General features: G+C 65.6%; 16 protein-coding genes. 9 read left to right on the forward strand and 7 right to left on the reverse strand.

Annotated elements, in window-relative coordinates; all coding sequences use genetic code 11:
• Nucleotides 1–57: 57 nt before the first annotated feature.
• Nucleotides 58–2,070 (forward strand): TonB-dependent receptor, encoded by a 2,013-nt coding sequence (locus tag ON00_RS13000; RefSeq protein ID WP_010406391.1) that lies wholly within the window; start codon nt 58–60, stop codon nt 2,068–2,070.
• Nucleotides 2,067–4,019 carry an acetate--CoA ligase gene (gene acs / locus ON00_RS13005; protein WP_425358374.1) on the forward strand — a complete coding sequence of 651 codons (1,953 nt, stop codon included), beginning with the start codon at nt 2,067–2,069 and terminating at the stop codon, nt 4,017–4,019. The genes ON00_RS13000 and acs overlap by 4 nt, the downstream gene beginning before the upstream one ends.
• Before the next feature lie 102 nt (nt 4,020–4,121).
• On the opposite strand, the gene ON00_RS13010 is transcribed toward acs, so the two are convergent.
• Nucleotides 4,122–5,069 carry a quinoprotein relay system zinc metallohydrolase 1 gene (locus tag ON00_RS13010; RefSeq protein WP_010406396.1) on the reverse strand — a complete coding sequence of 316 codons (948 nt, stop codon included), beginning with the start codon at nt 5,067–5,069 and terminating at the stop codon, nt 4,122–4,124.
• Nucleotides 5,070–5,870, reverse strand: a complete 801-nt coding sequence (locus ON00_RS13015) for a quinoprotein dehydrogenase-associated SoxYZ-like carrier (RefSeq protein WP_010406398.1) — start codon at nt 5,868–5,870, stop codon at nt 5,070–5,072.
• A gap of 78 nt (nt 5,871–5,948) precedes the next feature.
• Here ON00_RS13015 and ON00_RS13020 point away from each other — a divergent pair, with 78 nt between their 5' ends.
• A complete protein-coding gene (locus ON00_RS13020; RefSeq protein ID WP_029622830.1) occupies nt 5,949–6,512 on the forward strand; it encodes a rhodanese-like domain-containing protein in 564 nt (187 codons plus the stop codon).
• Nucleotides 6,513–6,911: 399 nt separating this feature from the next.
• On the opposite strand, the gene ON00_RS13025 is transcribed toward ON00_RS13020, so the two are convergent.
• The 4 genes from ON00_RS13025 to ON00_RS13040 are packed head-to-tail and all read right to left on the reverse strand — an operon-like array spanning nt 6,912 to nt 13,874.
• Nucleotides 6,912–8,396: a carboxylesterase/lipase family protein gene (locus ON00_RS13025; RefSeq protein WP_029622832.1), complete on the reverse strand. Its 1,485-nt coding sequence runs from the start codon at nt 8,394–8,396 to the stop codon at nt 6,912–6,914.
• On the reverse strand, nt 8,393–9,145 hold the full coding sequence (locus tag ON00_RS13030; RefSeq protein ID WP_010406404.1) for a GDSL-type esterase/lipase family protein: 753 nt from the start codon (nt 9,143–9,145) through the stop codon (nt 8,393–8,395). The genes ON00_RS13025 and ON00_RS13030 overlap by 4 nt, the downstream gene beginning before the upstream one ends.
• A complete protein-coding gene (locus ON00_RS13035; RefSeq protein ID WP_010406405.1) occupies nt 9,145–10,467 on the reverse strand; it encodes a sugar porter family MFS transporter in 1,323 nt (440 codons plus the stop codon). The genes ON00_RS13030 and ON00_RS13035 overlap by 1 nt, the downstream gene beginning before the upstream one ends.
• Entirely contained in the window at nt 10,464–13,874 is a 3,411-nt protein-coding gene (locus ON00_RS13040; RefSeq protein ID WP_029622834.1) for a glycoside hydrolase family 2, read from the reverse strand. Before ON00_RS13040 ends, ON00_RS13035 begins: the two co-directional genes overlap by 4 nt.
• A 453-nt stretch (nt 13,875–14,327) precedes the next feature.
• Between ON00_RS13040 and ON00_RS13045 the strand changes: the two genes are divergently transcribed.
• The 4 genes from ON00_RS13045 (at nt 14,328) to ON00_RS13060 (ending at nt 21,491) form a co-directional block, all read left to right on the forward strand.
• A complete protein-coding gene (locus ON00_RS13045) occupies nt 14,328–17,501 on the forward strand; it encodes a TonB-dependent receptor (RefSeq protein ID WP_010406411.1) in 3,174 nt (1,057 codons plus the stop codon).
• 109 nt (nt 17,502–17,610) lie between these two features.
• Nucleotides 17,611–19,143 carry a tryptophan halogenase family protein gene (locus tag ON00_RS13050; RefSeq protein WP_010406413.1) on the forward strand — a complete coding sequence of 511 codons (1,533 nt, stop codon included), beginning with the start codon at nt 17,611–17,613 and terminating at the stop codon, nt 19,141–19,143.
• Nucleotides 19,144–19,228: 85 nt separating this feature from the next.
• Nucleotides 19,229–20,506, forward strand: a complete 1,278-nt coding sequence (locus ON00_RS13055) for an ROK family transcriptional regulator (protein ID WP_010406416.1) — start codon at nt 19,229–19,231, stop codon at nt 20,504–20,506.
• A gap of 85 nt (nt 20,507–20,591) precedes the next feature.
• Nucleotides 20,592–21,491, forward strand: a complete 900-nt coding sequence (locus tag ON00_RS13060; RefSeq protein WP_010406420.1) for an ROK family protein — start codon at nt 20,592–20,594, stop codon at nt 21,489–21,491.
• A 415-nt stretch (nt 21,492–21,906) separates the two neighbouring features.
• Here ON00_RS13060 and rpsU read toward each other — a convergent pair whose 3' ends face one another.
• Nucleotides 21,907–22,107 (reverse strand): 30S ribosomal protein S21, encoded by a 201-nt coding sequence (gene rpsU, locus ON00_RS13065; RefSeq protein WP_010406423.1) that lies wholly within the window; start codon nt 22,105–22,107, stop codon nt 21,907–21,909.
• Between the two features lie 624 nt (nt 22,108–22,731).
• Here rpsU and ON00_RS21055 point away from each other — a divergent pair.
• Together ON00_RS21055 and ON00_RS13070 are read left to right on the forward strand one after the other, a co-directional pair.
• Nucleotides 22,732–22,887: a hypothetical protein gene (locus ON00_RS21055; protein WP_010406425.1), complete on the forward strand. Its 156-nt coding sequence runs from the start codon at nt 22,732–22,734 to the stop codon at nt 22,885–22,887.
• A gap of 470 nt (nt 22,888–23,357) precedes the next feature.
• Entirely contained in the window at nt 23,358–24,239 is an 882-nt protein-coding gene (locus ON00_RS13070; protein WP_010406426.1) for an AraC family transcriptional regulator, read from the forward strand.
• The last annotated feature ends 717 nt before the right edge of the window (nt 24,240–24,956 follow it).

Genomic DNA, 24,956 nt, shown 5'->3' on the forward strand with positions numbered 1-24,956 from the left:
TGGTCCAACCGGGCTGCCCGTGCCACCGCGCTCTTTTGTGAAAGCTCCGGCTTGGCTATGCGTTGCCCATCACTCCTGCCGCTGTTGACGCTGGCCGTGCCCTTTTCGGCGCTCGCGCAGCAAGGCCCCGTGCCCCCGGCAGGCCAGGCCGATATCGTGGTGCTCGGCCAGCCGCTGCCGCTGCCGCCCGGGGTGCCGGCCTATGGCTCGGTGACGATCGGTCGTGCGCGTTTGACGGGGGACGCGACGGGGCGGGTCGAGGACGTCCTGCTCGACGTGGCGGGGTTCCAGCAGTTCCGCCGATCGGACAGTCGATCAGCCAACCCTTCGGCGCAGGGCGTTACGTTGCGCGCACTTGGCGGCAACGCGTCGAGCCGCGCGCTGGTGCTGCTCGACGGCGTTCCGCTGGCGGATCCGTTCTTCGGCTATATCCCGTTCAACGCGCTGGCGGTCGATCGGCTCGCAGGGGTGCGCGTCACCCGCGGCGGGGGGGCAGGTGCGTTCGGCGCGGGCGCGGTGGCGGGAACGATCGAGCTGGCCAGCGCGACGCGCGCCGACCTGCCGCCGGTGGCGGGCGAGCTATTCTATGGCAGCAATGCCGCGGTCGTGGCGTCGGGCAGCGTCAGCCCCGACGCCGGCGGCGGGTTCGTAAGTCTATCGGGCAAGTTCGAACGCGGCGACGGCTTCTACACCACGCCCCCAGGTCAGTTCACTCCCGCGACCGTCCGCGCGCGCTACCGCGATGGATCGGCGAGCCTTCGTGCGGTCGTGCCGATCGATGCGCAAACCGAGATCCAGGCGCGCGGCCTGCTGTATCGCGACGCTCGCTCGCTCCGCTTCGCCGGCGCGGACAGCAGCAGCGCAGGCGAGGATGCCAGCGTGCGACTGATCCACCGCGGTGCCTGGGCGATCGACGCGCTCGCTTATGTCCAGGCGCGCAATTTCTCCAACCGCGTGATCAGCGCGACGAGCTTCAGGCTCACGCTCGACCAGCGTAACACCCCGGCGACCGGAGTCGGCGGCAAGATCGAGCTCCGGCCGCCGGTCGGGCCGGACCATGTGCTGCGCATCGGCGCCGACGCCCGGCTCGGCGACGGCCAGCTCTACGAGAATGCCTATGCCGCGAGCGGGGCGGTCACCACCCGGCGCAATGCCGGGGGGCACACCAGCACGACCGGGCTGTTCGTCGAGGATGACTGGACGCTCGGGCGGCTCGTGCTGACCGCGGGCGTGCGGGGCGATCGCTGGACGATTACCAGGGGGTTTTTCCGCGAAACCACCGCGGCGGGCGCGACAACCACCGACACGCGCTATCCCGACCGTGATGGGTTCGAGGGCACCGGGCGTGCGGGCGCGCTGTTCCACGCGAGCGACGCCGTGGCGCTGCGCGCGGCGGGCTATACCGGCTTTCGCTTGCCGACGCTCAACGAACTCTATCGGCCGTTCGTCGTCTTTCCGATCACGACGCAGGCCAATGCCGCGCTCGGGCTCGAGCGGTTGCGCGGGGCCGAGGGCGGGCTCGATCTCAAGCCGGTCGCCGGCGTCACGTTCGGGGTCACCGCCTTCTACAACCGGCTGGACGGCGCGATCGCCAACGTTACGATCGCACCCAATCTGCGTCAGCGCCGCAACGTCGATACGATCGTCGCCAAGGGGATTGAGCTTACCGCGCATGCCGCGCGCGGCCGCTTCTCCTTCGACGGCTCCTATGCCTTCAGCGACAGCCGGGTCCACGCCTCGGGCGCGTCGCGACAGCTCGATGGCTTCGTCCCGGCGCAGAGCCCGCGACACAGCGGCAGCGCGACGCTTGCCTGGGCATCGCCGCACGGCTTCGCCGCGGCGCTCACAGCGCGCCATGTCGGGAAGCAGTATGAGGATGACTTGCAGACCGACGTGCTCCCGCCTGCAACGACGCTCGACGGGGTGCTCACGCTGCCCGTCGGCCAGCGCGTGGGGGTCGTCCTGCGCGGCGAAAATCTTTTCGACGAGACGGTGATCACCCGCAATTCGGCCGGATCGATCGATTTTGGCACCCCGCGGACGCTGTGGATCGGCGTGCGCCTGCGATGAGGACGACCGACGTGACGTCAGATATCTATCCCGTACCGGCGAGCTGGGCGGACAGCGCGACGATCAGCGCGGAGCGCTATGCGGCCGACTATGTCCGCTCGCTCGACGACGCGGATCGCTTCTGGCTCGAACAGGCGGAAAGGCTCGAATGGTTCACTCCGCCGAGCGTCGCCGATCAGAGCAGTTTTCACGAGGCCGATTTCGGCGTGCGCTGGTTTGCCGATGGCGTGCTCAACGTCTCGGCTAATTGCATCGACCGGCATCTCGCGACGCGCGGTGATCAGGTCGCGATTTTGTGGGAGCCTGACGCCCCCGACCGGCCGGCACGCCGCATCACCTTCACCGAGCTCCATGCTGAAGTGTGCCGTTTCGCCAACGTGCTCAAGGCGCAGGGTGTGCGCAGGGGCGACCGAGTCACGTTGTATCTTCCGATGATCCCCGAGGCCGCGTTCGCGATGCTGGCGTGCACACGCATCGGCGCGATTCATTCGATCGTGTTCGGCGGCTTTTCGCCCGAGGCGCTGGCCGGGCGGATCACCGATTGCGACAGTCGTCTCGTTATCACCGCCGACGAGGGGTGTCGCGGCGGTAAATGCGTCTCGCTCAAGGCCAATGTCGATGCCGCCGCCAGGCTGATCACTTGCCTCGACACGGTAATCGTGGTGCGCGCGACCGGCGGACCGGTCGCGATGCAGGACGGGCGCGACATCTGGTATCACGATGCCGCGGCGCTGGTCGGGGGCGACTGCCCGCCCGAACCGATGAATGCCGAGGATCCGCTGTTCTTGCTCTACACGTCGGGATCCACCGGCGCGCCCAAGGGCGTGCTTCATACCACCGGCGGTTACTTGCTCTGGGCGGCCTACACGCATGCCTGCGTGTTCGATTGCCGCGACGGCGATACCTATTGGTGCGCCGCCGACGTCGGCTGGGTCACTGGGCACAGCTATATCGTTTACGGCCCGCTCGCGAATGGCGTCACCACGCTGATGTATGAGGGCGTTCCTAACTGGCCGACCCCGGCGCGGATGTGGCAGGTGGTCGATCGCCACCAAGTGACGCAGCTCTACACCGCTCCGACCGCGTTGCGCGCGCTGATGCGCGAGGGCGACGGTTTCGTCATGCAGACCAGCCGCGCCTCGCTCCGCCTGCTCGGGTCGGTTGGCGAGCCCATTAATCCCGAGGCGTGGCGTTGGTATCATGATGTGGTGGGCGATGGGCGCTGCCCGATCGTCGATACATGGTGGCAGACCGAGACCGGCGGCCACATGATCACGCCGCTCCCCGGCGCAACCCCGCTCAAGCCGGGCGCCGCGAGCTTTCCCTTCTTCGGGGTCGAGCCGGCGCTGGTCGATGCGGCGGGGGTAGTGCTCGAGGGCGCGACCGAGGGCAATCTCGTTATCGCGCGCAGCTGGCCGGGGCAGATGCGGACCGTCTGGGGCGACCATGCGCGCTTCTTCCAGACCTATTTCTCGGCCTACCCCGGCGTCTATTTCACCGGCGACGGCGCGCGGCGCGACACTGACGGCTATTGGTGGATCACCGGACGCGTCGACGATGTCATCAATGTCTCGGGCCATCGCATGGGGACTGCCGAAGTCGAGTCGGCGCTCGTGTTGCACCGGTCAGTCGTCGAAGCGGCGGTGGTCGGCTTCGCGCACGACATCAAGGGGCAGGGGATCTACGCCTATGTCACGCTCAACGCTGGCGAAGTGCCGACTGCTGCGTTGCGCAAGGATTTGGTCGCCTGGGTACGCGCCGAGATCGGCCCGATCGCGACGCCCGATGCGATCCAATTCACTCCCGGCCTGCCCAAGACGCGGTCGGGCAAGATCATGCGCCGGATCCTGCGCAAGATCGCCGAGGGTGACTTTGCCGCGCTCGGCGACACGAGCACGCTGGCGGACCCGGCAGTGGTCGACGATCTGATCGCCAACCGCGTCGGATAATTGGCATCGCTCCTGTTTCCTCGCGAAATCGGGGATCCAAAGCCCCTCACGCTGCGCTTGCAAGCCAGGGTTGCGGCGTCCGCAACAGCACCGCGCAAAGCGTCAGCGCTTGGCGTCGATCCGCGGCATAAGTTCCGCCTCGAGGCCCGGATAGAAATGCGAGACCGAGCGCTGCAGCTCGTAGCGCGCGGACTGCAGCGTCGCGAAACGCGCCGGGATCGCGACATTGCCCGCCGCGACATTGTCCTCGCCGGCGGCAACTGCCGCGCGCAGCGTCGCGGTCACCCAGTCGAGCCAGTCGCGCGTTTGATCGATCGCAGCGGTGGGGGTGGGATCGATCGGGCCATGCCCTGGCACGACGCACTTGTGACCTAGCGCTGCAAGCGTTTTCAGCGCGGTATGCCATTTCGCCAGATCGGCATGCGGGGTGGACGGCGCGCGATCATGGAAGACGAGGTCGCCCGCGATGAGCGTGCCGCTCGCTTCGTCGAGGATCGCGAGGTCGGCCGGGCTGTGCCCCGCCAGCGGCAGCAGTCGCAGCCGCCGCGTCCCGAACGTCTCGTGATCGGCAGCCAGGATCGTGCCGGGTAAGGTGAATTCGGTCCCGCGCATCCAATCGCCGAGCAGCCGGTACATCCCGTCCGAAAAGCCCGCACCCTCGCTTTTGAGCAGCGTCGCCAGCTGGGGCGTCGCCGCGACGATCCCAGGGGCGAAGGCGGCGGCAGCATAGATGTGGTCGGGGTGCAGGTGCGTCAGATAGAGGCGAACCACGGGCTTGCCGGTCAGCGCCTCGGCCGCGTGCCTGAGCGCGTTGCCGTAACGAAGCGACGGGCCGCAATCGACCAGCACAGTCCCAGCCTCGGTCGCGAGGATCGTTATGTTGGCGATCGCGCCGCCATTGGCCATTGCGATCGGTGCATCGACGCCGCGCACGACCCACAACCCCTCGGCGATCTTCTCGGGCGTGATCCTATAGGCGAGCGGTTGCGCCCGGACGGGCAGCGCGATGGCGCCGAGCAGTCCCGCCAGTGCGATCCGGCGATTGATCATCTAGCCGACGGCGGCCAGCGCGGGCGCGGCGTCGTGCACCGCAAGCGACCCATCGTAGCGGATGCCGTTGGTATCGCTGCCGCGCAGGACGATCGCCTCGCCCGCCGCCGTATCGGCGATCACCGAGATCGTCGGGTCTTCCGCAACCGATGCCTCGATTCGCATCGTCCCATACGATTTGCTGCCCGCCCCGCTCAGCGCGACCGTATCGAGATTATAAGTCGGGATATTCGTGACGAAGCCGGTATCCATCGGATGTCGGAAGGCAAGCCGGATGTGCGTACCGTCGCGCTCGCGCACCGCGATGCCGCGGACTTGGCCGAGATGTTCGGCCCAGTCGCCCTTGACGCGGCTCGCCGGTGGCGCCGAGCAGCCACCGCCCGCGGCATCGACCCAGCCGCCACTCACCAGCCAGCTACCATCCTCCAATTGCACCGCGCCGCGGACCGGGGTGCGCTGGTCGAGTTTGATCCGCGTGCCGAGAAACGCGCGCGCGCCTTGCGGCGCATAGTCAATCGCCAGCGGGATCGGGTTAAGATCGGCGAACAGCAGGATGCGCTTCACGCCCTTAATGCCGCGCGCGTCGACGGTAACGGGAAAGCTGCTCTGGTCTTCGGCGATTTCCGGGAAGTCCACCCGTACGCGGTCGTCGAAGCGGACGGGATCGCTGCCGAACAGGGTGGTGCCCAGACGCTGCCACATGGGCGAGCCGAGCGGATCGGCGGGCAAGGCGGCGTGCGCCGACACCGGTGCTAGCGCCAAGACTATGACCCCCAACCAGGGTGTCGACGATACGAACATGATCTTCTCCCAAAGCACATCTTAGCAGCGCCTCGGCGTCTGCTACCATGCGACTTTGGATCAAGCGGAGTCGGTCGGATGCGAATGACGATGATGTTCGCGCTGGCGATGATGGTACCCGTCTCCGCCACGGCGCAGTCCGATACCCGACATGTTGATGAGGCGCCGGTGGTTGACCCCGTCACGGGCTATAGGGTTAGCCACTATCGCGGCGTGGTAGGGTCGGTCCCCGAAGGCGTCGCACGCGTCGATGTCGCACAGGCCCGCGCGCTGTGGCGTGCGGGTGCGATCTTCATCGACGTTAATCCGGCACCCGGTGCGCAGCGCGACGCCAAGAATGGGCGATGGGCCCTCGCCGAACTACATTCTTCGATTCCCCGCGCGCATTGGTTTGCCGAGAGCGGGCGGGGGGCCATCCAGCGTGACGTCGAGCGCGCGTTTGTGGTCGGCGTGCGGCGATTGGCGGCGCGGCACCCCAACCGCCCGATCATCGTGTTCTGCCAAGCGGATTGCTGGATGAGCTGGAACGCAGCGCTTCGGCTCCACCGCGCGGGCCTGCCCGACATCCGGTGGTTCGCTGACGGACTAGACGGTTGGAAAGATGCGGGGTGGGGCGTTAAGCCGGTGGTGCCGGAACGATGAGCTGTTCTTCCTTTTGTAGGCCTTCGAAACGACGACGAGGTTCGCAAAAAGAGTTGAGAGGAGGGTATCTTTACGCGTCACATCTCGGTGTCGGATTTGGGTGGATAGCGGTCTGTCCGATATCGGAACGCGACCTGTGTAAACGGCCGTTCCTTCATGTGGCAGAGCGGCAACTCCGAGCGCGCGCCGGGTGTGCGAGCTCGATCCCCTGTCGCACGTGTTCGCCAGTGTTGACGGCCCGAAAGCACCGGAGTTCGTCAAGCGCGGATTGAGATCGACAGCTTGGGCGATCGCCATGAGCAGGACAGCGGTGTCCGTGGGATTTCGGATCACTCTAGCTGACTGGCGTAATGGGAGCGAGGTTGGACGCCATAAGATTGGGGCAGCCTTTCGATGCGCCTATGGTGCATAGCGCCAGGAACACGGCAATCGAAATGCAGCGCGGGTGAGCGTTCCCGCAGAGGTGAAGGCGATTTCGATCGACCGGGTCGGTCTGGATCGCGGCCAGTAGGCAACACCCGCGCTGTTGGGATTTCGCGTTCGGACAAAATTAATCCAATAGGTCTGCAGCAGGGGCGCTGCAGCCTCCAGGCCCGTATTTGGCGATGCGAACACGCTGCGCAATTCGCTTCCGTGGGTCACTGCCGCACCGTCTGGTGGCGTATAATCATACGTGTACCGCCAAACCGAACCGCCGCGCGTGGCCACGGCCTTGGCGGCTACGTTCGTCGGGCAACGGAAGGTCAAGTCGGTGGCGAGCTGCAGGGTCGCGTCACCCAGCCGCGGGTCGGACCGCGGAACCTGCCCCGGACCGAGCCCATAATAGGCGAGTGCGACGCCGGCGGTATCCCCGAACGCGCCTGTGGCGATCGCGCGCGCTGCGGAGAGGTCACCGTGCAGCGGCAGCTCGCGGGCATTGGTGCCGATGATCAGCGGCACGGGATTGGATCGCCCGCGCGCGAGCAGGCGCGCCGGCGTATCGGTCAACACGCGACCATCGACCACCGCCTGCAGCCAGATGAAGCTATTATCGTCGAGGCCCGGCACGACGACCGCTTCTTGCGCTACAAGAATGCGTTCGACCGGAAGCGCGCGCAGCTGAGCCGCTGTAGGGTCACGGGCGAGGCCCGCCGCCTGGGCGAACGACGCGCCGACCGCTTCGTTCTGCGCGAGACTGCGCGGCGGCACGCCGAACCCCGCAGTCCCGCTTTCCTGGATCGCAGCATGGAACAGCCCGTGCGCGAGCGGGGATAGTTGTTGCAACGCGACGTCTTGCGCGCCGACCGATTCTCCAGCGATCGTCACTCGTCGCGGATCGCCGCCGAACCGCGCGATGTTCCGCTGGACCCACCGGAGCGCGAGCTGTTGATCGAGCAGCGCGTAGTTGCCCGAATGCCCACCAGCCTCGGCGCTAAGCGCCGGGTGACTGAGGAAACCGAGTGCGCCCAGGCGATACTGAATGCTGACGAGTACGATCCGGTGTTCGGTGATGCGGCTCTCGACGGTGCCGCCGGCGGCCCCGCCGCGATTGCCGCCGCCGTGGATCCATACCATCACTGGAAGCCTGGCAACGCGCGACAGGAACGGGGTGCGGACGTCGACGAACAGGCAGTCCTCCGCGCCGCTGCGCGCCGCCGCCCGGTTCCACGTGCCATAGTCGGATTGCGGGCAGGCGGCATGGTCGGCGACCGCCGCGACGGGCTGCGTCCAAGGGCGGGGGCGGACCGGCGCCCGCCAGCGCAAAGCGCCGGTCGGCGGTGCGCCATAGCGGATTCCGCGGAACACCGCGCCGCCGCCCGCGATCGCTTCGCCGCGGACCGGGCCGTCGTCGGTTGTCACGATTGGACCGGCGGCTGCCAGCGCCAGCGCCAGCAACAGACTCACCGCGGCAGGCCGACCGGGGCAGGGCGGGCGAGCGCATCGCGGATCGCGGCCTCGGCCACCGGCGCCATCGCGGCATAGCCGGCTTCGTTGGGGTGAACCCCGTCGACGGTGAAGGCGGCGCGCTGCGCCTCGCCATCGTGGAGCGCGCTCCAGTAATCGGCATAGGTCGCGCCGATCTGGGCGGCGTAGCGCTTGAGCCAGGCATTCATCCGCTCGATCTTCGACGAAACCTCGAGCCCCGGGCGCCACGGGAAATTGGCCGCGGGTGGGATCGACGCGAGGATCACGCGAGTCCCGTTCGCGCGCGCGAGGTCGCACATCATGATGATGTTGGCCTGCGTCTGCTCGAGCGTCATCGGGCCGGTGTTGCTGGCGATGTCGTTGGTGCCGCCCATGATCTGGACCGCAGCCGGATGCAGGTCGATCACGTCCTGGTGGAAGCGCAGCACCATCTGCGGCGTGGTCTGGCCGCCGATGCCGCGATCGACACGGTCGGGGCCGAAGAAGCTCGGGACCTTGTCGAACCACCCCTGGGTGATCGAATCGCCGATGAAGACGACGCGCTGGCCTGTTGCAGAGGGGGCGAGCGCCGCATTGGCGGGCTGGTAGCGGCCGAGCCACGCCCAATCCTCATGCAATCGCTGTTCGGCTTCCTGCGCCTGGCGGGCCTTGGCATCTGCAGGCGTTTGCGCGTGTGCGGCCGGGGCCAAAGGCAGTAGCACGGACAGCAGCATCATGGCGTGGCGCATCAGCGGGACTCCATCATCCGGGCGTGCATCGCATCGAGCGCGACGCCCTTGGTTTCGGGGAAGAACAGCAGCACGACGACGCACTGTACCGCCATCGCAACCGCGAAGATCACGAACGGCGCGCCCGCCGACCACGCGACGAGCACCGGAAACACGCCGGCGATGGCGGCGTTCATCAGCCAGTGCGTACTCGCCCCCAGACCGCTGCCGCGCGCGCGCACCGCGCTCGGGAAGATCTCCGACAGATAGACCCAGATGACCGCGCCTTGGCTGGTCGCGAAGAAGGCGATGAAGCCGACCAAGGCGGGCAGCAGCGCGGCGTTGCCGATCCGTCCGAACAGCACCAGCGCGGCGACCGACAGGCAGACCGTCATCCCCGCCGCGCCTGCGGCGAGCAGCGTCCGCCGTCCGACGCGATCGATCAGCGCCATGCCCACCAGCGTGAACAGCAGATTGGCCGCGCCGATCAGGATCGCCTGCCGATCGGGTGAAAAGCTGCCGGCCTTGGCGAAGATGTCGTTGAGATAATAAAGGACCGCGTTGATCCCGGCGAGCTGGTTGAACATCGCGGTCGCGACCGCCAGCAGGATCGGCTTGCGATGCTTGCGCCACGACAGCGTCTCGCCCGGCGCATCCTGCCGCAGCGCGGTCTCGACCGACGCAAGCTCGGCGGACGCCTCGTCCGCGCTCAGGCCGATCCGCGCCATCGCGGTGCGCGCATCGTCCAGTCGGCCCGACAGGATCAGCCAGCGCGGGCTGTCTGGAATGCGCGCGAGCAGGACCAGGAACAGGATCGCGGGCGCGGCGGTGACGCCAAGCTTCCAGCGCCATGCCGCCTCGCTGACGAGCGATCCGACAACCGCATTGCTGAGATAGGCGACTAGGATCCCGGTGACGATCGCGAGCTGGAACAGCCCGACTAGCATCCCACGCCGGGCAGGCGGGGCGATCTCGGCGATGTAGACCGGTGCGAGCACCGAGGACCCGCCGATCGCCAGCCCGCAGGCGAAGCGGAAGGCGAGGAACGCGGTCCAATCGGTGACCAGGGCGCAGCCGAGCCCGGCGAGAACATACAATATGCCGAGCAGGCCGAGCACACGGCGGCTGCCATAGCGATCTCCCGGCTTGCCGGTGAACAGCGCACCGATCAGCGTTCCCCACAGCGCCGCGGACACCGTGACCCCGAGCGTTTCCGGGGTCAGGCGGTAGATCCGCGTGAGGTCGCCGGTGACGCCGGCGATCACCGCGGTGTCGAACCCGAACAACAGCCCGGCGAGCGCGGCGGTGCCAATGCTCGCCGCCAGGACTCCGCGGCCGCTCACCGCAGTGCCGTGCTCGACGCGGCGACGTTCCAGCCGCGCAGCGTGACGCTCGGGCTGGCAGCCTTCGCGGTCGGGTAGCGGATCTCGACCGTGCGGCTTTCCCCGGGCAGCAGCGAGACGTAATTGTCGGTGAAATAGGCGGGCAGGACCTGGCTGCCGTCCGTGTTCAGCACCGTCAGCTTGGTTTCGATCGCCGGAGTCTGGCTCGAATTGGTCAGGGTGACCGTCGCGACCGTCTCCGCGCCATCGACCCGGCTGCTCGCACTGGTCTGCAGCGTAACCGGGGCGAGCGCGTTGAGCGCCTGGAACTGCGCGTCGGTGGCTGCCTGCCAGTAGAGGTTGGTCGACAGGACCTTGCCCGCCGCATCGCGTGCCTCAAGCCGCACCAAGGCAACGCCCTTGGCGAGGACCGGCGCGAGGTCGAGCGTGAACGCCGTGTTGGCGGTCTCACCGGTCGCCGTCAGCGTGGTGCGCTTTTCGGCGAGCACGCGGTTGTCGAGGCTGACGACCTTGGCCGAAACCGTCACCCCGCGCAGATCGCCGACGCGGTTGTTGACGAGCATCACCTTGTAATCGGGCAGGTTCATCTGGACGTGGACCGGTTCGGACGCCTTCTTGACGCCGTAGAACGACGCCTGCGTATCGTAATCGGAGGAGAACATCTGCCATGCCGACGACGGCCACGCCGGCTGCGTCATCCACAGCATCCGGCCGCTATTCTGCGTCCACAGCCCGGCGTTCATGCCCTCGAAGATCGCGCGGTACGATTCATACTGCATCATCTGCGCCTTGCGCTCGAAATCCTCGAGGCTCGTGCCCGGGCCGAAACGCGTCGCGAGCGCGTTCATATAGCTCGTCACCGCGCCATTTCCCGTCTGGTGCCAGTCATGATATGCCCAGCTGTCGCTGATCGGCCAGCGATCGGGCTCGGGGATCGCACGCTTCCACGCCTCGAGCGTCGGCAGCGACGGCGTGCCGCTCTCGACCGAGAAACCCTTGGCGTGCTCGGTGAAATATTCGACCGGGGGACGCCAATTGTACGGCCCGCTGTTCTGCAGATTGACGCGATTTGACGAGCCCATGTAGATCCGCGTCCCATCCTCCTTGTGGATCAGCGCCTGCAGGCCTTCGTTTAGGATCGGCTGCGGCACGCCTTCGTTGCGGCCGAACCACACTACGATCGAGGGGTGGTTGCGATAGCGCTTAACCACGTCGGTCGCGTTCTTGAGGAACAGCGCGGGGTCCTGCGCCTCGATGTTATAGTCCTGCGTCGATTCCCAGAAATCGTTGAGGATCATCAGGCCGTATTCGTCGGCGAGATCGTAGAAAGCGTCCTCGGTGTTCTGCCCAACCCAGTTGCGGATGATGTTCATGTGCGCATCCTGGTGGAGCCGGAAGAACGGCTCCAGCCGCGCACGATCGACGCGCTTCATGAAGTCGTCCATGCCGATATTGCCACCGCGCGCCGCGATCCGCACGCCGTTGACGCGGATCACCAGGTACGGCGTCAGGCCGTCCTCATCCTTGATCCGGCGCACCGCGGGCGAGCTTTCCGCGCCCGGCACCAACGACGCCGCCCAGCCGTCCTTGACCTTGCGGATCCCGTCATGGCTGCCGTCGACGATCTGCTGGCCGAGCGCGCGCGCCTTCGACAGATCAATCCCGACGCGTTCGAGCTCGCCCTTCTGGTCCATCAGCGAGATGTCGTATGTGACCTGGCGCATGCCGAAGCGCAGCGTGCGGGTGTCGCTCGGCTGGCCGGCGACGCTGCTGGTCAGCGTCAGCATGTGGAGCGCGGGCGCGCCATAACCGTTCGGCCACCACAGCTTGGGGTTGCGGACGGATAATTGCGGGAACTCGGACGGACGCAGCACGACATGGCTGGTCTCTCCGGGGGCGAGCGTCACCGTCTTCTCGACCGCGACGTCGTCGAACGCGGCGCGCACGACGGTCGTGACCGGCTGCGCCGACGCGTTGGCGACGGGCACGGTGATCTCGACATCGGCGAGGCTGGTATCGGCGCGCGGCAGCGTGGTGACGACCTGCGCATCGCCGAGCGTCGCCGGGCCGGTCGCCGCGAGTGTGACGCCCTGCCACAGGCCGGTGTTGCGGTCGCGGATGCTCGGGATCCAGTCCCACCCTTCGGCCGCGCCGAAGGTCGGGCCGTCGAGCATCATCATCCCGCCATTCTCGCCGACGCCCGCAGTCAGCGATTCCTCCTGCGCGATGCCGGGATGCGGTGGGGGCGAGACCTTGACCGCGATCGCGTTGCGGCCGGGGAGCAGCTTGCCGGTCACGTCGAACTGGCCGCGGATGAAGGCGCCCTTCATCGTGCCGATCACCTGGCCGTTGAGCCAGACTTCGGCGGCATAGTTGACGCCCTTGAAGGTCAGCTGCTGGTGCTTGCCCGCGGCCTCGGCCGGAACGTCGAATTCGGTGCGATACCAATATTCCTGCCGCGCCAGCGTTTCGGGGATCGCCACATTGTTGAGCCCGTGCGCCGGGTCGGGATAGACGCCACGATCGACCAGCGTGGTCAGCACGGTGCCGGGGACGGTCGCGGCGTACCAGCCCTTCGTGTCGAACCCGGCGCGGCTGAGCGTCGTGCCGGGGGCGACGACTTTCGGCGCCTCGGCCAGTTGCCAGCCGTTGACGTCCCATTGCCCCGGACCGGTCGCGACGATCGCCGCCGCGGTCGATACCGGCTTCGCGACCGGCGTATCGAACGGAGCCTTCGACGTCGGTAGCGTCGCCGCGTCCTGCGGTGCGGTCTGGCCATACATCTGGTGGACCTGGACCGGCCAGGTCGGGCTGCCCTGCTGGAAGGCGATGAGCGCGGGGTCGGGCGCGCGCGTAGCGGCGGCTGCGATCGTAGCTGCGTCCGCTGCCCCTGCGACGAGCGCGAAGTTCGCGACACGTCCGGCAAAGACCGGCGCGTTCGCCCGCGGGGCGAGCGTCAGCACCGGCGACACCGCCGCCGCCGCCATTTTGCGCTGCGCGACTGGCTTGCCATCGACGAACAGCCGGGCGGTCGTCCCGTCGAAGCTGGCCGCGACATGATGCCAGGAAGCGGACCCGAGCCGCGCGGGGGAGACGAGCGTGCCAGCCTCGGTGACGAGGCTCGGCTTCCCGCCGTCGAGCGCGAGAAAGCGGCGCGGGCCAGTGCCGGGATCGCCGAATCCGCCGATCAGCGCACTCCCGGTAGGAAGCGCGCTGGGCTCGATCCACGCCGACAGCGTCCAGGTCGGCGTGGCGATCGCCAGGGCGTCGGCACCGCCTATCCGGCTCACGATCGCATCGCCGCCCGCAGGCAGGTTGGCGTTGATCGGTCCATAGGTTTGCGCGCGCGCCGTTGCGGCGGTCGCCAGCAGAGCGATCACTGTCGCGCTTATCCGTACCATGCCCATCGATCGCCTCCCAGGATGCCGATCACGTCGGCTTGCCGCGACCAAAAGCACAGCGGCGGTAGATTGCCAAATCAAATTTGTTTACTTCGGCAGCGGGCATCTCGAGTGCTTTTCGAGTGTCAGGGTCCCGTAGCGATGGGCGCGCACAGTCGGCCAATGAGGCCTTTGCCGGAGGGAATGCCGTGAAAATCATCGTTCCGCAGCTGGCGCAACGAAAGGCTTTGGGACGTCAGAACCGTTACGAAGTCGAACAATATAAAATGCCAAATTGCATTATTTAATCGTTGACGTGCGCGCGGACTTGGTGGATTTGTCGCGCATCGGAGACGACGGCAAGTCGCGAACGCGGTTTTGGGGGAGGGGACAGGCACTGCCTGGACCGCACATTCTCTTCATCCCGTGCAACGTGACAAGGCCGCGGGCCGCCGACGCAGGGCTGGAGAGGATTGGGGAATGAAATTGAAATTTGGGCATAAGGCGACCTTGTTGATCGCCGTATCCGGCTCGGCCTTGCTGACCGGCACCGCCGCGTCGGCACAGCAGAGCGGAACGACGCAAGGTGTGCTCGCGACTGCGCCAGCCGCGCAAGCCGCATCGCCATCGGCTGCGACCGCCGACCAGAATAGCGCCGCGTCCGACCCCGTCGCCGCACCGGCATCCGCCGCCGACGACAGCGCCGCGACTCCGGACATCGTCGTGACCGGCATTCGCGGTGCGCAGCAGCGCGCGGTGAACCTGAAGCGCTCCGCCGGATCTGTGACCGACTCGATTTCCGCCGAGGATATCGGCAAGCTGCCCGACGTGACGATTTCGGATTCGCTCCAGCGTATCCCGGGTGTCCAGATCCGTCGCGACGCGGGCGAGGGCGCTGCGATCAACATTCGCGGCCTGCCGCAGGTGACGACGCTGCTCAACGGCGAGGCCTATCTCGGCGCACAGTCGATCACGACGATCCAGCCGAACTTCAACGATATCCCTTCGCAGCTGTTCGCCGGCGCCGACGTCATCAAGTCGAGCACCGCGGACCTGCTCAACGCCGGCATCACCGGTACGGTAAACCTGCGCACGCGGCGTCCGATGGACCTCAAGCGCGGCCTCACGCTCGCTGCAGCGGCGGAAGGGTCGTATGGCGACAAGTCGAAGGAGCTCGACAAGAGCTTCAACGGGCTGGTCGGTTACCACGGCGAGCGCTTCGGCGTGCTCGTGTCGGGCACCTATTCCAACCTGCATCTGTCGAATTCGCACAACGGCATCCAGGAAGGGTACGGCGTCGGGCTGCACAACGAGCAGTTCAACACCGCGGCCAATCCGAGCGGCGACGTCAACACGACCAACGGCTTCTCGCCCGCGAACCGGCCGCACGGGACGATCGTCGGCACCGGTCGCGACGTCAACGGCAACGGCACGTCGAACGACATCTTCATGACGCCGCAGGCGTTCACCGCGTGGAACAAGATCAACGAGCGCGAGCGGATCGGCGTCAACGCGTCGGCGCAATGGGAAATCAGCGATCAGCTGACGCTCGTCGCCGACGCCTTCTTCACGCGCCAGAACGAACATGACCGCACCGCGGGCATCCAGCTGCAAAACGTCAACTGGCAGGCGGGCGAAGCGACCCCGGGCGCCTCGCGCAATACCGGCGCGACGATCACGCAGACCGCGAACGGCATCCCGCACAGCTACAATCTCTATTCCACCCAGGTCTACAATTACGACCTCGGCAATTTCGATTCCTATTCGCAGAACGATCACTACAAGTCGCAATCGCAGAACTACAATGCCGAGCTTAAGTACGACAACGGCAGCGGTCTGAAGGCCAGCCTGCGCGGGATCTACGGCAAGGCTTCGCAGGATTACGACCAGAGCTATCTGCAGTTCAGCGTCAGCAACGGCGCGCAGTGGCAGCCGGGCGGCATCGGTCGCTATCCGAGCGGAAACGTCGCGTTCAACCCCGGCGGGTATGCGGTCAACACGATTGCGGGCGCCGCATCGCTACCGGCGACGGTCAATTTTTCCGGCAGCCAGCCGGTCTTCACGCTGCCATCGCAGCTCACCTCGCTGCTCGGCAACATCAACAATTATGCGATGAAGACGACCTCGTCGGAAGGGAATTACCGCCGCAACGGGGATCTCAAGCTGATCCGCGGCGATGTGTCATACGAAGCCAACGAGTCGGTCAGCCTCAGCGCAGGCGCGCGCTACAGCGAACGCTCGGTGACCGATTTCGAATTCGATCGCGCCGCGCCGCTCTATGCGGGGCAGGCCTCCAAGGCGGGCGGGTGTCTCGTCAAGTGGAAGGCGTTCGACGTTCCGCTGAACGATCCGAGCTGCTCGGCGGGCCCGGTCGGCGCCGCTTACACCGCCGGCGTCGTCCGCAATGCCAACAACGCAATCTTCAACGGCCAAGTGAAGCAATACACGCTGCCGGGCGCGGGCCTGCCGGGGATCTATGTCCTCAACCCTGGCGCGATGGACAATGCTCTGGCGTTCCAGAACAGCTTCTACCCGGGCAATGTCGAGGTGCAGAACCCCGGTGCGTCGTTCAACGTCGGCGTGAAGCAGATCTCGGGCTATCTGCAGATGAACGTAAAGGGCGAGATCTTCGGGATCCCCGTGTCGGGCAACGCCGGCGCAAAGATCATCAACACCAAGCTCGACATCGTCCAGTTCGTCACCGGTTCGCCGCAGCCTTATGGTCTGGCGAACCTCAGCAACGGGATCGTCGAGACCAAGCGCAACTTCACCGATGTGCTGCCGGCGTTCAACATGGCGTTCGATTTCTCGCGCAATCTCAAGCTGCGTGTCGCGTTCAGCCAGACGATGACGCTGCTCGATCTCAACCAGTGGGGCGGGGGTCTCAACCCGACCTATGCGATCGACACCACCAATGCCGGGTCGCCGGTGTTCCGCGTGACCGGCGGCAGCTCGAACGGCAACCCGCAGCTCGATCCGTGGCGTGCCACCAATGTCGAGGGTTCGCTCGAATATTATATCGGGCGGAGCAGCTTGCTGAGCCTCGGCGCCTTCTACATCGATGTCGCCAGCTTCATTCAGTCGGGCACGGTGACGCGCACTGACCTGCCCGACAATGACGGCGTCGTGCGCGGTCGCACCGTGTTCATCACGACGCCGGTGCAAGGACGTGGCGGCACGCTCAAGGGGCTCGAGGCGGGCTGGAAGCAGTCGTTCAGCGACTTGGGCTTCATGCCGCACGTGTTGTCGAACTTCGGCATCGACGCGAACATCACCTATTCGCCATCGAATTCGGGGCAGACCGATCTCGCGGGCGCGTCGATCCCGTTCCAGGACAATTCGAAGATCCAGACCAACCTCGCCGGCTTCTATCAGGACGGGCATCTGCAGGCGCGCGTCGCCTGGAACTATCGCTCAAAGCGGGCGGTGCAGTCGGATTTCAGCGGGATCAGCGGGCTCGAACTATACCAGCAGCCGACCAACTACGTCGATGCATCGCTCAGCTACGACATCAATTCGCACTTCACCTTCTACGCGCAGGGCTCGAACCTGACGGGCGAGTATGAGAAATATTACCTGACCTTCCCCGATGCGAAGGCGTACAACAACATCTACGAACGGCGTTTCACCGGCGGCGTCCGCGTCAAGTTCTGACGCTGGCACCGTACCCGACCGCCCCGACACCCGTTCGCTCCGATAGGCGCGAACGGGTGTCGGGTGCGGGCGGAACGCCTGGGCGCGGGCAGCGCTATGGGAAGATCGCATGACCGGACAGAGCGAGAGGATCCACGGCGAGCGAGCGATACGCTCGATCGTCATCGTTGGCGGCGGGACCGCGGGGTGGATGGCCGCGGCGATGCTCGCGCGCCGGCTCGAGAAGCAGCGGGTCAAGATCACCGTCGTCGAATCGAGCGCGATCGGCACCGTCGGTGTCGGCGAGGCGACCGTGCCCGGCATCCGCGATTTCTTCCGCGAGATTGGGGTGACCGAACGCGAGGTGATGGCGGCGTCGCACGGCACGGTTAAGCTCGGCATTGAGTTCGCGGATTGGAAGCGGCCGGGGCACAGCTTTTTCCATCCGTTTGGGCTGTACGGGATGCGCTCGCGCGGCGTCGCATTCCATCACTATTGGCAGAAACTGCGCGCGGCGGGCGAACCGGTCGAGCTCGCCGACTATTGCCTGGCAACCGCGATGGCGAAGCAGAACGTCTTCATGCTGCCGACCGATCGGCCGGTCCACGACCTGCTGTTCTTCGACTGGGCGGTGCATTTCGATGCCGGGCTGTTCGCCAAGTTTCTGGCGACTCGCGCCGTTTCGGATGGCGTCACGCGGGTCGACGCGACGATCAGCACCGTCCGGATCAACGCGCAGACCGGGCTGATCGACGGCGTTGACACCAATTGCGGCAAGGCGATCGACGGTGACCTGTTCATCGATTGCACGGGCTTCCGCTCGTTGCTGCTCGGGGCAGCGCTCGGCAGCGGCTATGAGGATTGGAGCAATCTACTGCCGTGCGATCGCGCGGTGGCGATGCCGTGCGAACGCGCAGGGCCGCTGACGCCGTTTACGCGCAGCACGGCCTTCGCACAGGGCTGGCAATGGCGCATTCCGCTCCAGCACCGCGTCGGCAACGGGCTGGTCTATGCCAGCCGGCATTTGTCCGACGACGAGGCGGTTGCCACGCTGCGCTCGCGGATCGAGGGGGCACCGCTAGCCGAGCCCAATCTGATCCGCTTCCGCACCGGGCATCGGCGCGACTTCTGGCGCGGGAACTGCGTCGGGCTCGGGCTGGCCGCGGGGTTCATGGAGCCGCTCGAATCGACCAGCATCACGCTGATCCAGACCGGCATCGAAAAGCTGCTCGCGCTTTTCCCGGATCGCGACTTCGACCCAGCGCTGGCGAGCGAATTCAATCGCTCAACGACGCTCGAATACGAGCGGATTCGCGATTTCCTGCTGCTGCACTATTGGGCGAACGATCGGCGTGGCGAGCCGATGTGGGATCAATGTCGCGACACCGCCTTGCCCGAGGCGTTGGCCAACAAGCTCCGGCTGTTCCGTGCGCGCGGGCATCTGGTCCGGTACGAATGGGAATCGTTCCAGGATCCGAGCTGGCTTTCGATGTATGCCGGTTTCGACATCGCGGCGCGGACGTACGATCCTGCGGCCGATTATTTCTCAATTCCCGATCTGCAATCAGCGCTCGCGCGGATGCGGGAGTCGATCGGCAAGGCGGTCGCGCTGGGGGAACCACATGATGCCTTCCTGAAGGCTTATGCTGTAGCGTCGGCATGATCGCCTGCGCAGCGCCCCTAGAGGCGCACGCAGGGGTGGGCGGGGGCTGGCGACCGCCAGGGTGCGGCGCTCGGGCAACGAGGATATGATGGTGCAGGGAGCGGACGGAATTTTGGATCTTTCGGACTTCACCCCGACGGGACCAGGCGTGACCGCGAGCGACCGCGCCGCGCGGCTCGGCACCAGCCTGTCGGGGACCAACCTCGTGCGCGCCGGCGACTATAATCAGCGCGTTGTCCTCCAGGTGATCCGCAAGAACCCCGACATCACGCGTACCGAGATTGCGGCGATGACCGGGCTGACCGCCCCGACCATCGCCAACATCACCGCCCGCCTGTTCGAGAGCGATCTGGTCGTCGAGTCGGGCCGGCGTACGGGCGGGCGCGGCCAACCCGCTACGCGCTTGCGGATCAACCCCGACGGCTGTTTCGCGATCGGTCTCAACGTCGACCGCGATCACGTCACGCTCGTATCGCTCGATCTTGCGGGAACGGTTCGGTCACGGCTGACGCGGCAGATCGCGTTCGCGATGCCCGACGATGTCGTCGCGATCGTCCGCGAGGGGCTCGGCGAGATCCAGCGCAGCGGCGCGCTCCGCGAGGACCGCATCCTCGGCATGGGCGTCGCCGTGCCCGACGATCTGGGCCGGGTTGCCCTGCCGCACCGCCCTGCGAATTACGAGCGCTGGAGCGAGGTCGATCTGCCCGCGCTGCTCGGTGCGATCGTGCCCTTGTCGATCCATGTCGACAACGACGCCGCTGCCGCGGCGATCGGCGAGGCGCAGTTCGGCGGCGGGCTCGACCATGAAAGCTTTTTCTACATCCTCGTCAGCGCCGGCCTCGGCGGCGGTCTCGTGATCGACGGTGCATATTACCGCGGCGCCAACGCCCGCAGCGGAGAGATCGGCTTCCTTCCGCTGCACCGCTACGATCCCGGCGGGCAGGTGTTGCAGGATGTCGTCTCGCTGTCGGCGCTGTCCGCCAGGATCGAGCGCGCGGGCGTATCGCTCGACGGGGTCGATCCGACGATCGCGTTTCCGGACGCCGCCAAGCCGTATATCGACGGATGGATCGACGATGCGACTGACGCGCTGATACCCCCGCTGACCGCGGTCAATTGCCTGATCAACCCGGCGGTGGTGTTGATTGGCGGGCGCCTGCCTGACGAGATCCTCGACCGGCTCGCGGAGGCGAGCAATCGCAAGCTGCGCGCAATGGCGCCCAACATCCCCGCGCTGGCGCCGATGGCGCGCGCTACGCTGTCGCGCGATGCCCCTGCCGTTGGGGCGGCGATCTTGCCGTTTCTCGATCGGATCCTTCCCTCGGATTCGATCCTGATCAAGAGCAAAGCGGCGATTATATAAATTGACTTTGTTTATTGGCGGGGCAGGGTTGCCCGGTGCGATATGTCGCGCCGGACAGCGCGGCGGACCCTTGGAAGGCATTTAAGTGGTGATACAGATCGGCGTCGATTTCGGCGGGACCAAGATCGAAGCGGCTGCGCTCGATGCGGCGGGGCAGTATGTCGTGCGGACCCGGATCCCCAATCCCGGCAGCTACGATGCGGCGATCCGCGACGTGCGCGATCTGATCGCTGCGGTCGAACGCGACGCCGGTGCGACGGGAACGATCGGGATCGGCACGCCGGGGTCGGTCGACCCGCGGTCGGGGCTGATGCGCAACGCAAATTCGACCTATCTTAACGGTCGCACCTTTCGCTACGACCTCGAGCATGCGATCGGGCGCGAACTGCGCATCGCCAACGATGCCAATTGCATGGCGCTGTCCGAAGCCGTCGACGGCGCGGCGGTTGGCGCCCGCACGGCCTTTGCCGTCATCATCGGTACCGGCGTGGGCGGCGGTCTCGTGGTCGACGGGCAGATCGTCGAGGGTGCAAATGGGATCGGCGGCGAATGGGGCCATGTTCCGTTGCCGTGGATGACCGCCGAGGAATTTCCAGGCCCGGCCTGTTGGTGCGGCCAAGCCGGGTGCCTCGACATGCTGATTTCCGGGACGGGGCTTCGCAAGGATTACGCCGCGCGCGGCGGCGAGGGGCTAGATTGCCCCGCCATTGTGGCCGCGGTGCGAGAGGCCGATCCGCTCGCGGTGGCGGCCCTTGATGCCTATGTCAGCCGGCTCGGACGGGCGATGGCGATGATTGTGAATATCGTCGATCCTGATGTGTTCGTGGTTGCGGGCGGCATGTCGAACGTCACCGAAATCTATCCTGCTTTGCCCGATATCGTCCGCGCGCATGTATTTGGCGGGGTGTGGGAGGGGCGCATTGTTCCGGCACAATGGGGCGATGCGTCGGGAGTGCGCGGTGCGGCGCGGCTGTGGGGACGCTGATGACCGAGACATCGCGTCGAACCGGACCTTGATAGATACGGGCCAGTCCCGATAGCGTCATAATCGCCGGCACATCTCCCCCCCTTTAGAGCGGCGTTTCCAAAAGCCGATTGAGCATTCCTTGATCGATCCGGCACCCAGGAGACGCAGCAGTGGCAGACGCGTGATTGAACGAGCGCGCGCCTGAAAGGCAGAACATCCGGACGCCACTATCGTGTTGGGACAGCTCGAGCGTTCCACGCAAACTTGGCTATAGTTTCCCGCGGACCAAACGGACAGCCTAGAGCCGAAATTGCGCCAAAAAGGGTCATGAACAGACGGCGAGTTTTGGGGAGCGGACAGGGCCTTCTCAGTGACCGGTTCTGGGTCATGCATTGTGGGAGGCGCTCGTCGTGCGAGCGCCTCCGCGTCCTGATCAGCCGTCCTTCTCTGCGCGCTTGCGATCAGCCTTTCGAGCTCGGCGGATGGCAGCGGCGTGTTGGCGCGCGCGCTTCTCAGACGGCTTCTCGTAGTGCTTGCGAAGCCTTAGTTCGCGGTAGACTCCTTCGCGCTGAAGCTTCTTTTTCAAGACGCGCAGGGCCTGATCGACATTGTTGTCGCGTACGATGATCTGCATGCGAGCCTTTTCAAGATGTCGGTTCGGGCATGAACGTGTACCGCTGTATGTCGAAGGAAGCTATAAGCCAAGGCGCAGGCTTTTTTGGAATGGGTAAAAAACGGACTAGCGTTCAGTGGGTGCCGAGCAGCCGTTTCCGACCCTTCGTCGATCGAGGCGGCCAGGGCCCGCGAACGGCTACCAGGGAGGAAATACGTCGTCTGCTCTTGGGCGGCTCGATGATGTGAGAAGAGGCTCGCTCGCGGGGTTCAAGGCGCCAGCTAACCTACGCATTGGCGGTAGTGGGCTGGGGAGTCGGCGGACAGGAGCCGGTCGGGATGGACCCGGTCCCAGACGTTTGGCATATGGGAAGTCACAATAGGCACGATAGCCGTCGAAGAACGTTTTGATGGAGAGACGAATTGTGAGTGTTGCGTCGACCTATCACGGAAATGCGGCGACGGAACGAGCCGCAGCTGCGGAGGAACCGCTTCCGCTGCGACGCCTTCAGCTCGAACGTTCGGCGGAACGGTGGGAGGACATGGCGCGCGCTGCGGACGAGCTCGCTCGGCAGACCGCGGCTAACACCGCCAGTCGGATCGCGCATCCCTATCCTCAGTCATTCAGACATAGTCAGCGTCGGTGATGCTGCTCGACCATCAGCCGAAGAACCCGCGCGATGCGGCCGCGCGCGGCGTTGCTAAGCGGCCGTCTGGCCACACGAATGGTGGAATGATCCGGGGGCCGGACCAACTGGCCGCACTCGCGAACGCCGGTTTCATTCCGGCCGTTATCACGTGAATGGCGTAACGCTGTAGGTGAACAACGGCAATGCGCTCAGGCTTGGCCGCCCATCCGAACTGACACGCATCACTTTGCGGAAGGGCGACGCTAAAACCGAGTTGTGAGACGAGCGTGGCGGATGCCGTGCGTCATCGGTTTCCATTTTTACTCGTACTCGTGACGAATTCGGTAAACACCGTGCTTCCCCGTTCTTGATCTTTCCGAGAAGCTAAGCAGCCCGTTTTTCGGAAGCTATGACGCCGCGTTTGCCGAAACCTGAAGCTGAACAAATGGCAGAAGTTAGGGAGCGCCAACGCGACTCCGAGCGTCCGGGTATGGGGTCTGGCCCGACGCTCAGACTTTTAGGTATCTACCCCTACACTGGCCGTTTTATAGCCTAAGGGGCCCGGAGGAGTGAAACCGCAAGATCGGTCGAGCGCGCGACAAACGAATGCTCCATATCGGCGTCACCACAGCGGATGAGGAAAATGACGGCTGCGCGCAATCAATACCATGCCCGGATGCAGAGAGTTTTGGATCATATTGACCGGCATCTGGACGGCGATCTGGACCTGGACGCGGTGAGCGGCGTAGCGGCTTTTTCCAAATTCCATTTCCACCGGCAGTTCAACGCGACTTTCGGCGTGTCCCTGCATCGTTACGTCCAGCTGGCCCGCCTCAGACTCGCCTCAAAACGGCTGGCGGATCGCGAGGGTCAAAGTGTCACCGATATCGCGTTGGGCTCCGGCTACGAGACGCCCGACGCCTTCGCCCGCGCGTTTCGCCAGAGGTTCCGGCAGTCGCCGTCGAGTTTCCGAAAATGTCCCGACTGGGAGCCGTGGCTTAGGGCCTTCGGGCCGCTCAACTCAGCCAGGAGCAAAATCATGCCTACGACTTTCACACCCGATGAGGTGACCATCCGCGAAGTGGGGCCGACCCGCGTCGCGATCTTCGAACATCGGGGCGATCCCGAGATCCTCGACGTCACCATTCAGAAATTTATCGCCTGGCGCAAAGCCGCCGGGATGTCGCCCAAAACCAATCCGACCTTCAATATCTGGCACACCGAGCGGCGGCCGGCGAACCCCGCCGAATATCGTATGGAGCTGTGCGTTGGCGTCGATGGGGACCACTGTATCGATCCCGCCGACGAGACGGTAAGGGCGGGCGAGATCCCAGGCGGACGCTGCGCTGTGCTGAGGGTGACCGGCGACACCCACAATCTCGAGCCAGCCGCGCTGTACCTGTACCGCGACTGGCTGCCCACCAGCGGCGAAGAGATGAGGGACTTTCCAATTTACTGCCAGCGCTTTTTCCTGGCGGAGCCGGAGCAGGGCACTGCGGCGGAGGTTCATCTGCCGCTGAAGTGACGAACGTGCGATCTCGGTAGTTTCGTCACCACCCGCTTTCGCGTTTCGTCTCACAAGCGTTGATGACGAATCGGTCATCTCAACGCGAACTCGGCCGCTGCGGAAAATGAATGGATGTCGTAAGCTCGGAGCTGGAAGGGTCTCGGAATGGCCTCAACTGGGTCGTCTCTGCCGCAACGGGTGTCGACCAAGTCAAGCCGTTCCCCTGCAAGCGTGAATGGCCGTTCTTGCCCGGACCTGCCATGGGTGTCGCTGGCGTACGCGTGCCAAAGCGCTGTTCGATCTAGTGGTCGACGCCCTACAAGGCGACCCTGATGACAGGGCGGCCAAATGGACGCTGGGCGTCGATGCAGAACTCGCGCGCGAGGCGAATAGGCGCGTAGAGCTTACCAACTTCCTTGATAACATCGCTGTATTGCGTGGTGCGCACCACGATGGCGAGGTCACGGCTAGCGGGTCGGCAGAGTTGTCAGAAGTGATCGAGTTATCGCATTCGACCTGTCGAACCGGAAGCCCAAGGTCAGCTCGTAGCCGTTGACCTTGTCAGATTTTCGCGAAGCCTGCTGGGAATGGCTGCATGACCATGCCACCGAGCGAACGGCTGCCGTCAGAGCAGCGCGCGCTGAATCTGGGCTTGCGCGGAGACCGCAGCCTCGCTGCCACGCCGACGCTGTTCTGTCTCTGCGCCGAAACAGACGTCAATGTCGCGATCCCGGA

Source organism: Sphingomonas echinoides ATCC 14820 (assembly GCF_000241465.1).
Classification (GTDB): domain Bacteria; phylum Pseudomonadota; class Alphaproteobacteria; order Sphingomonadales; family Sphingomonadaceae; genus Sphingomonas; species Sphingomonas echinoides.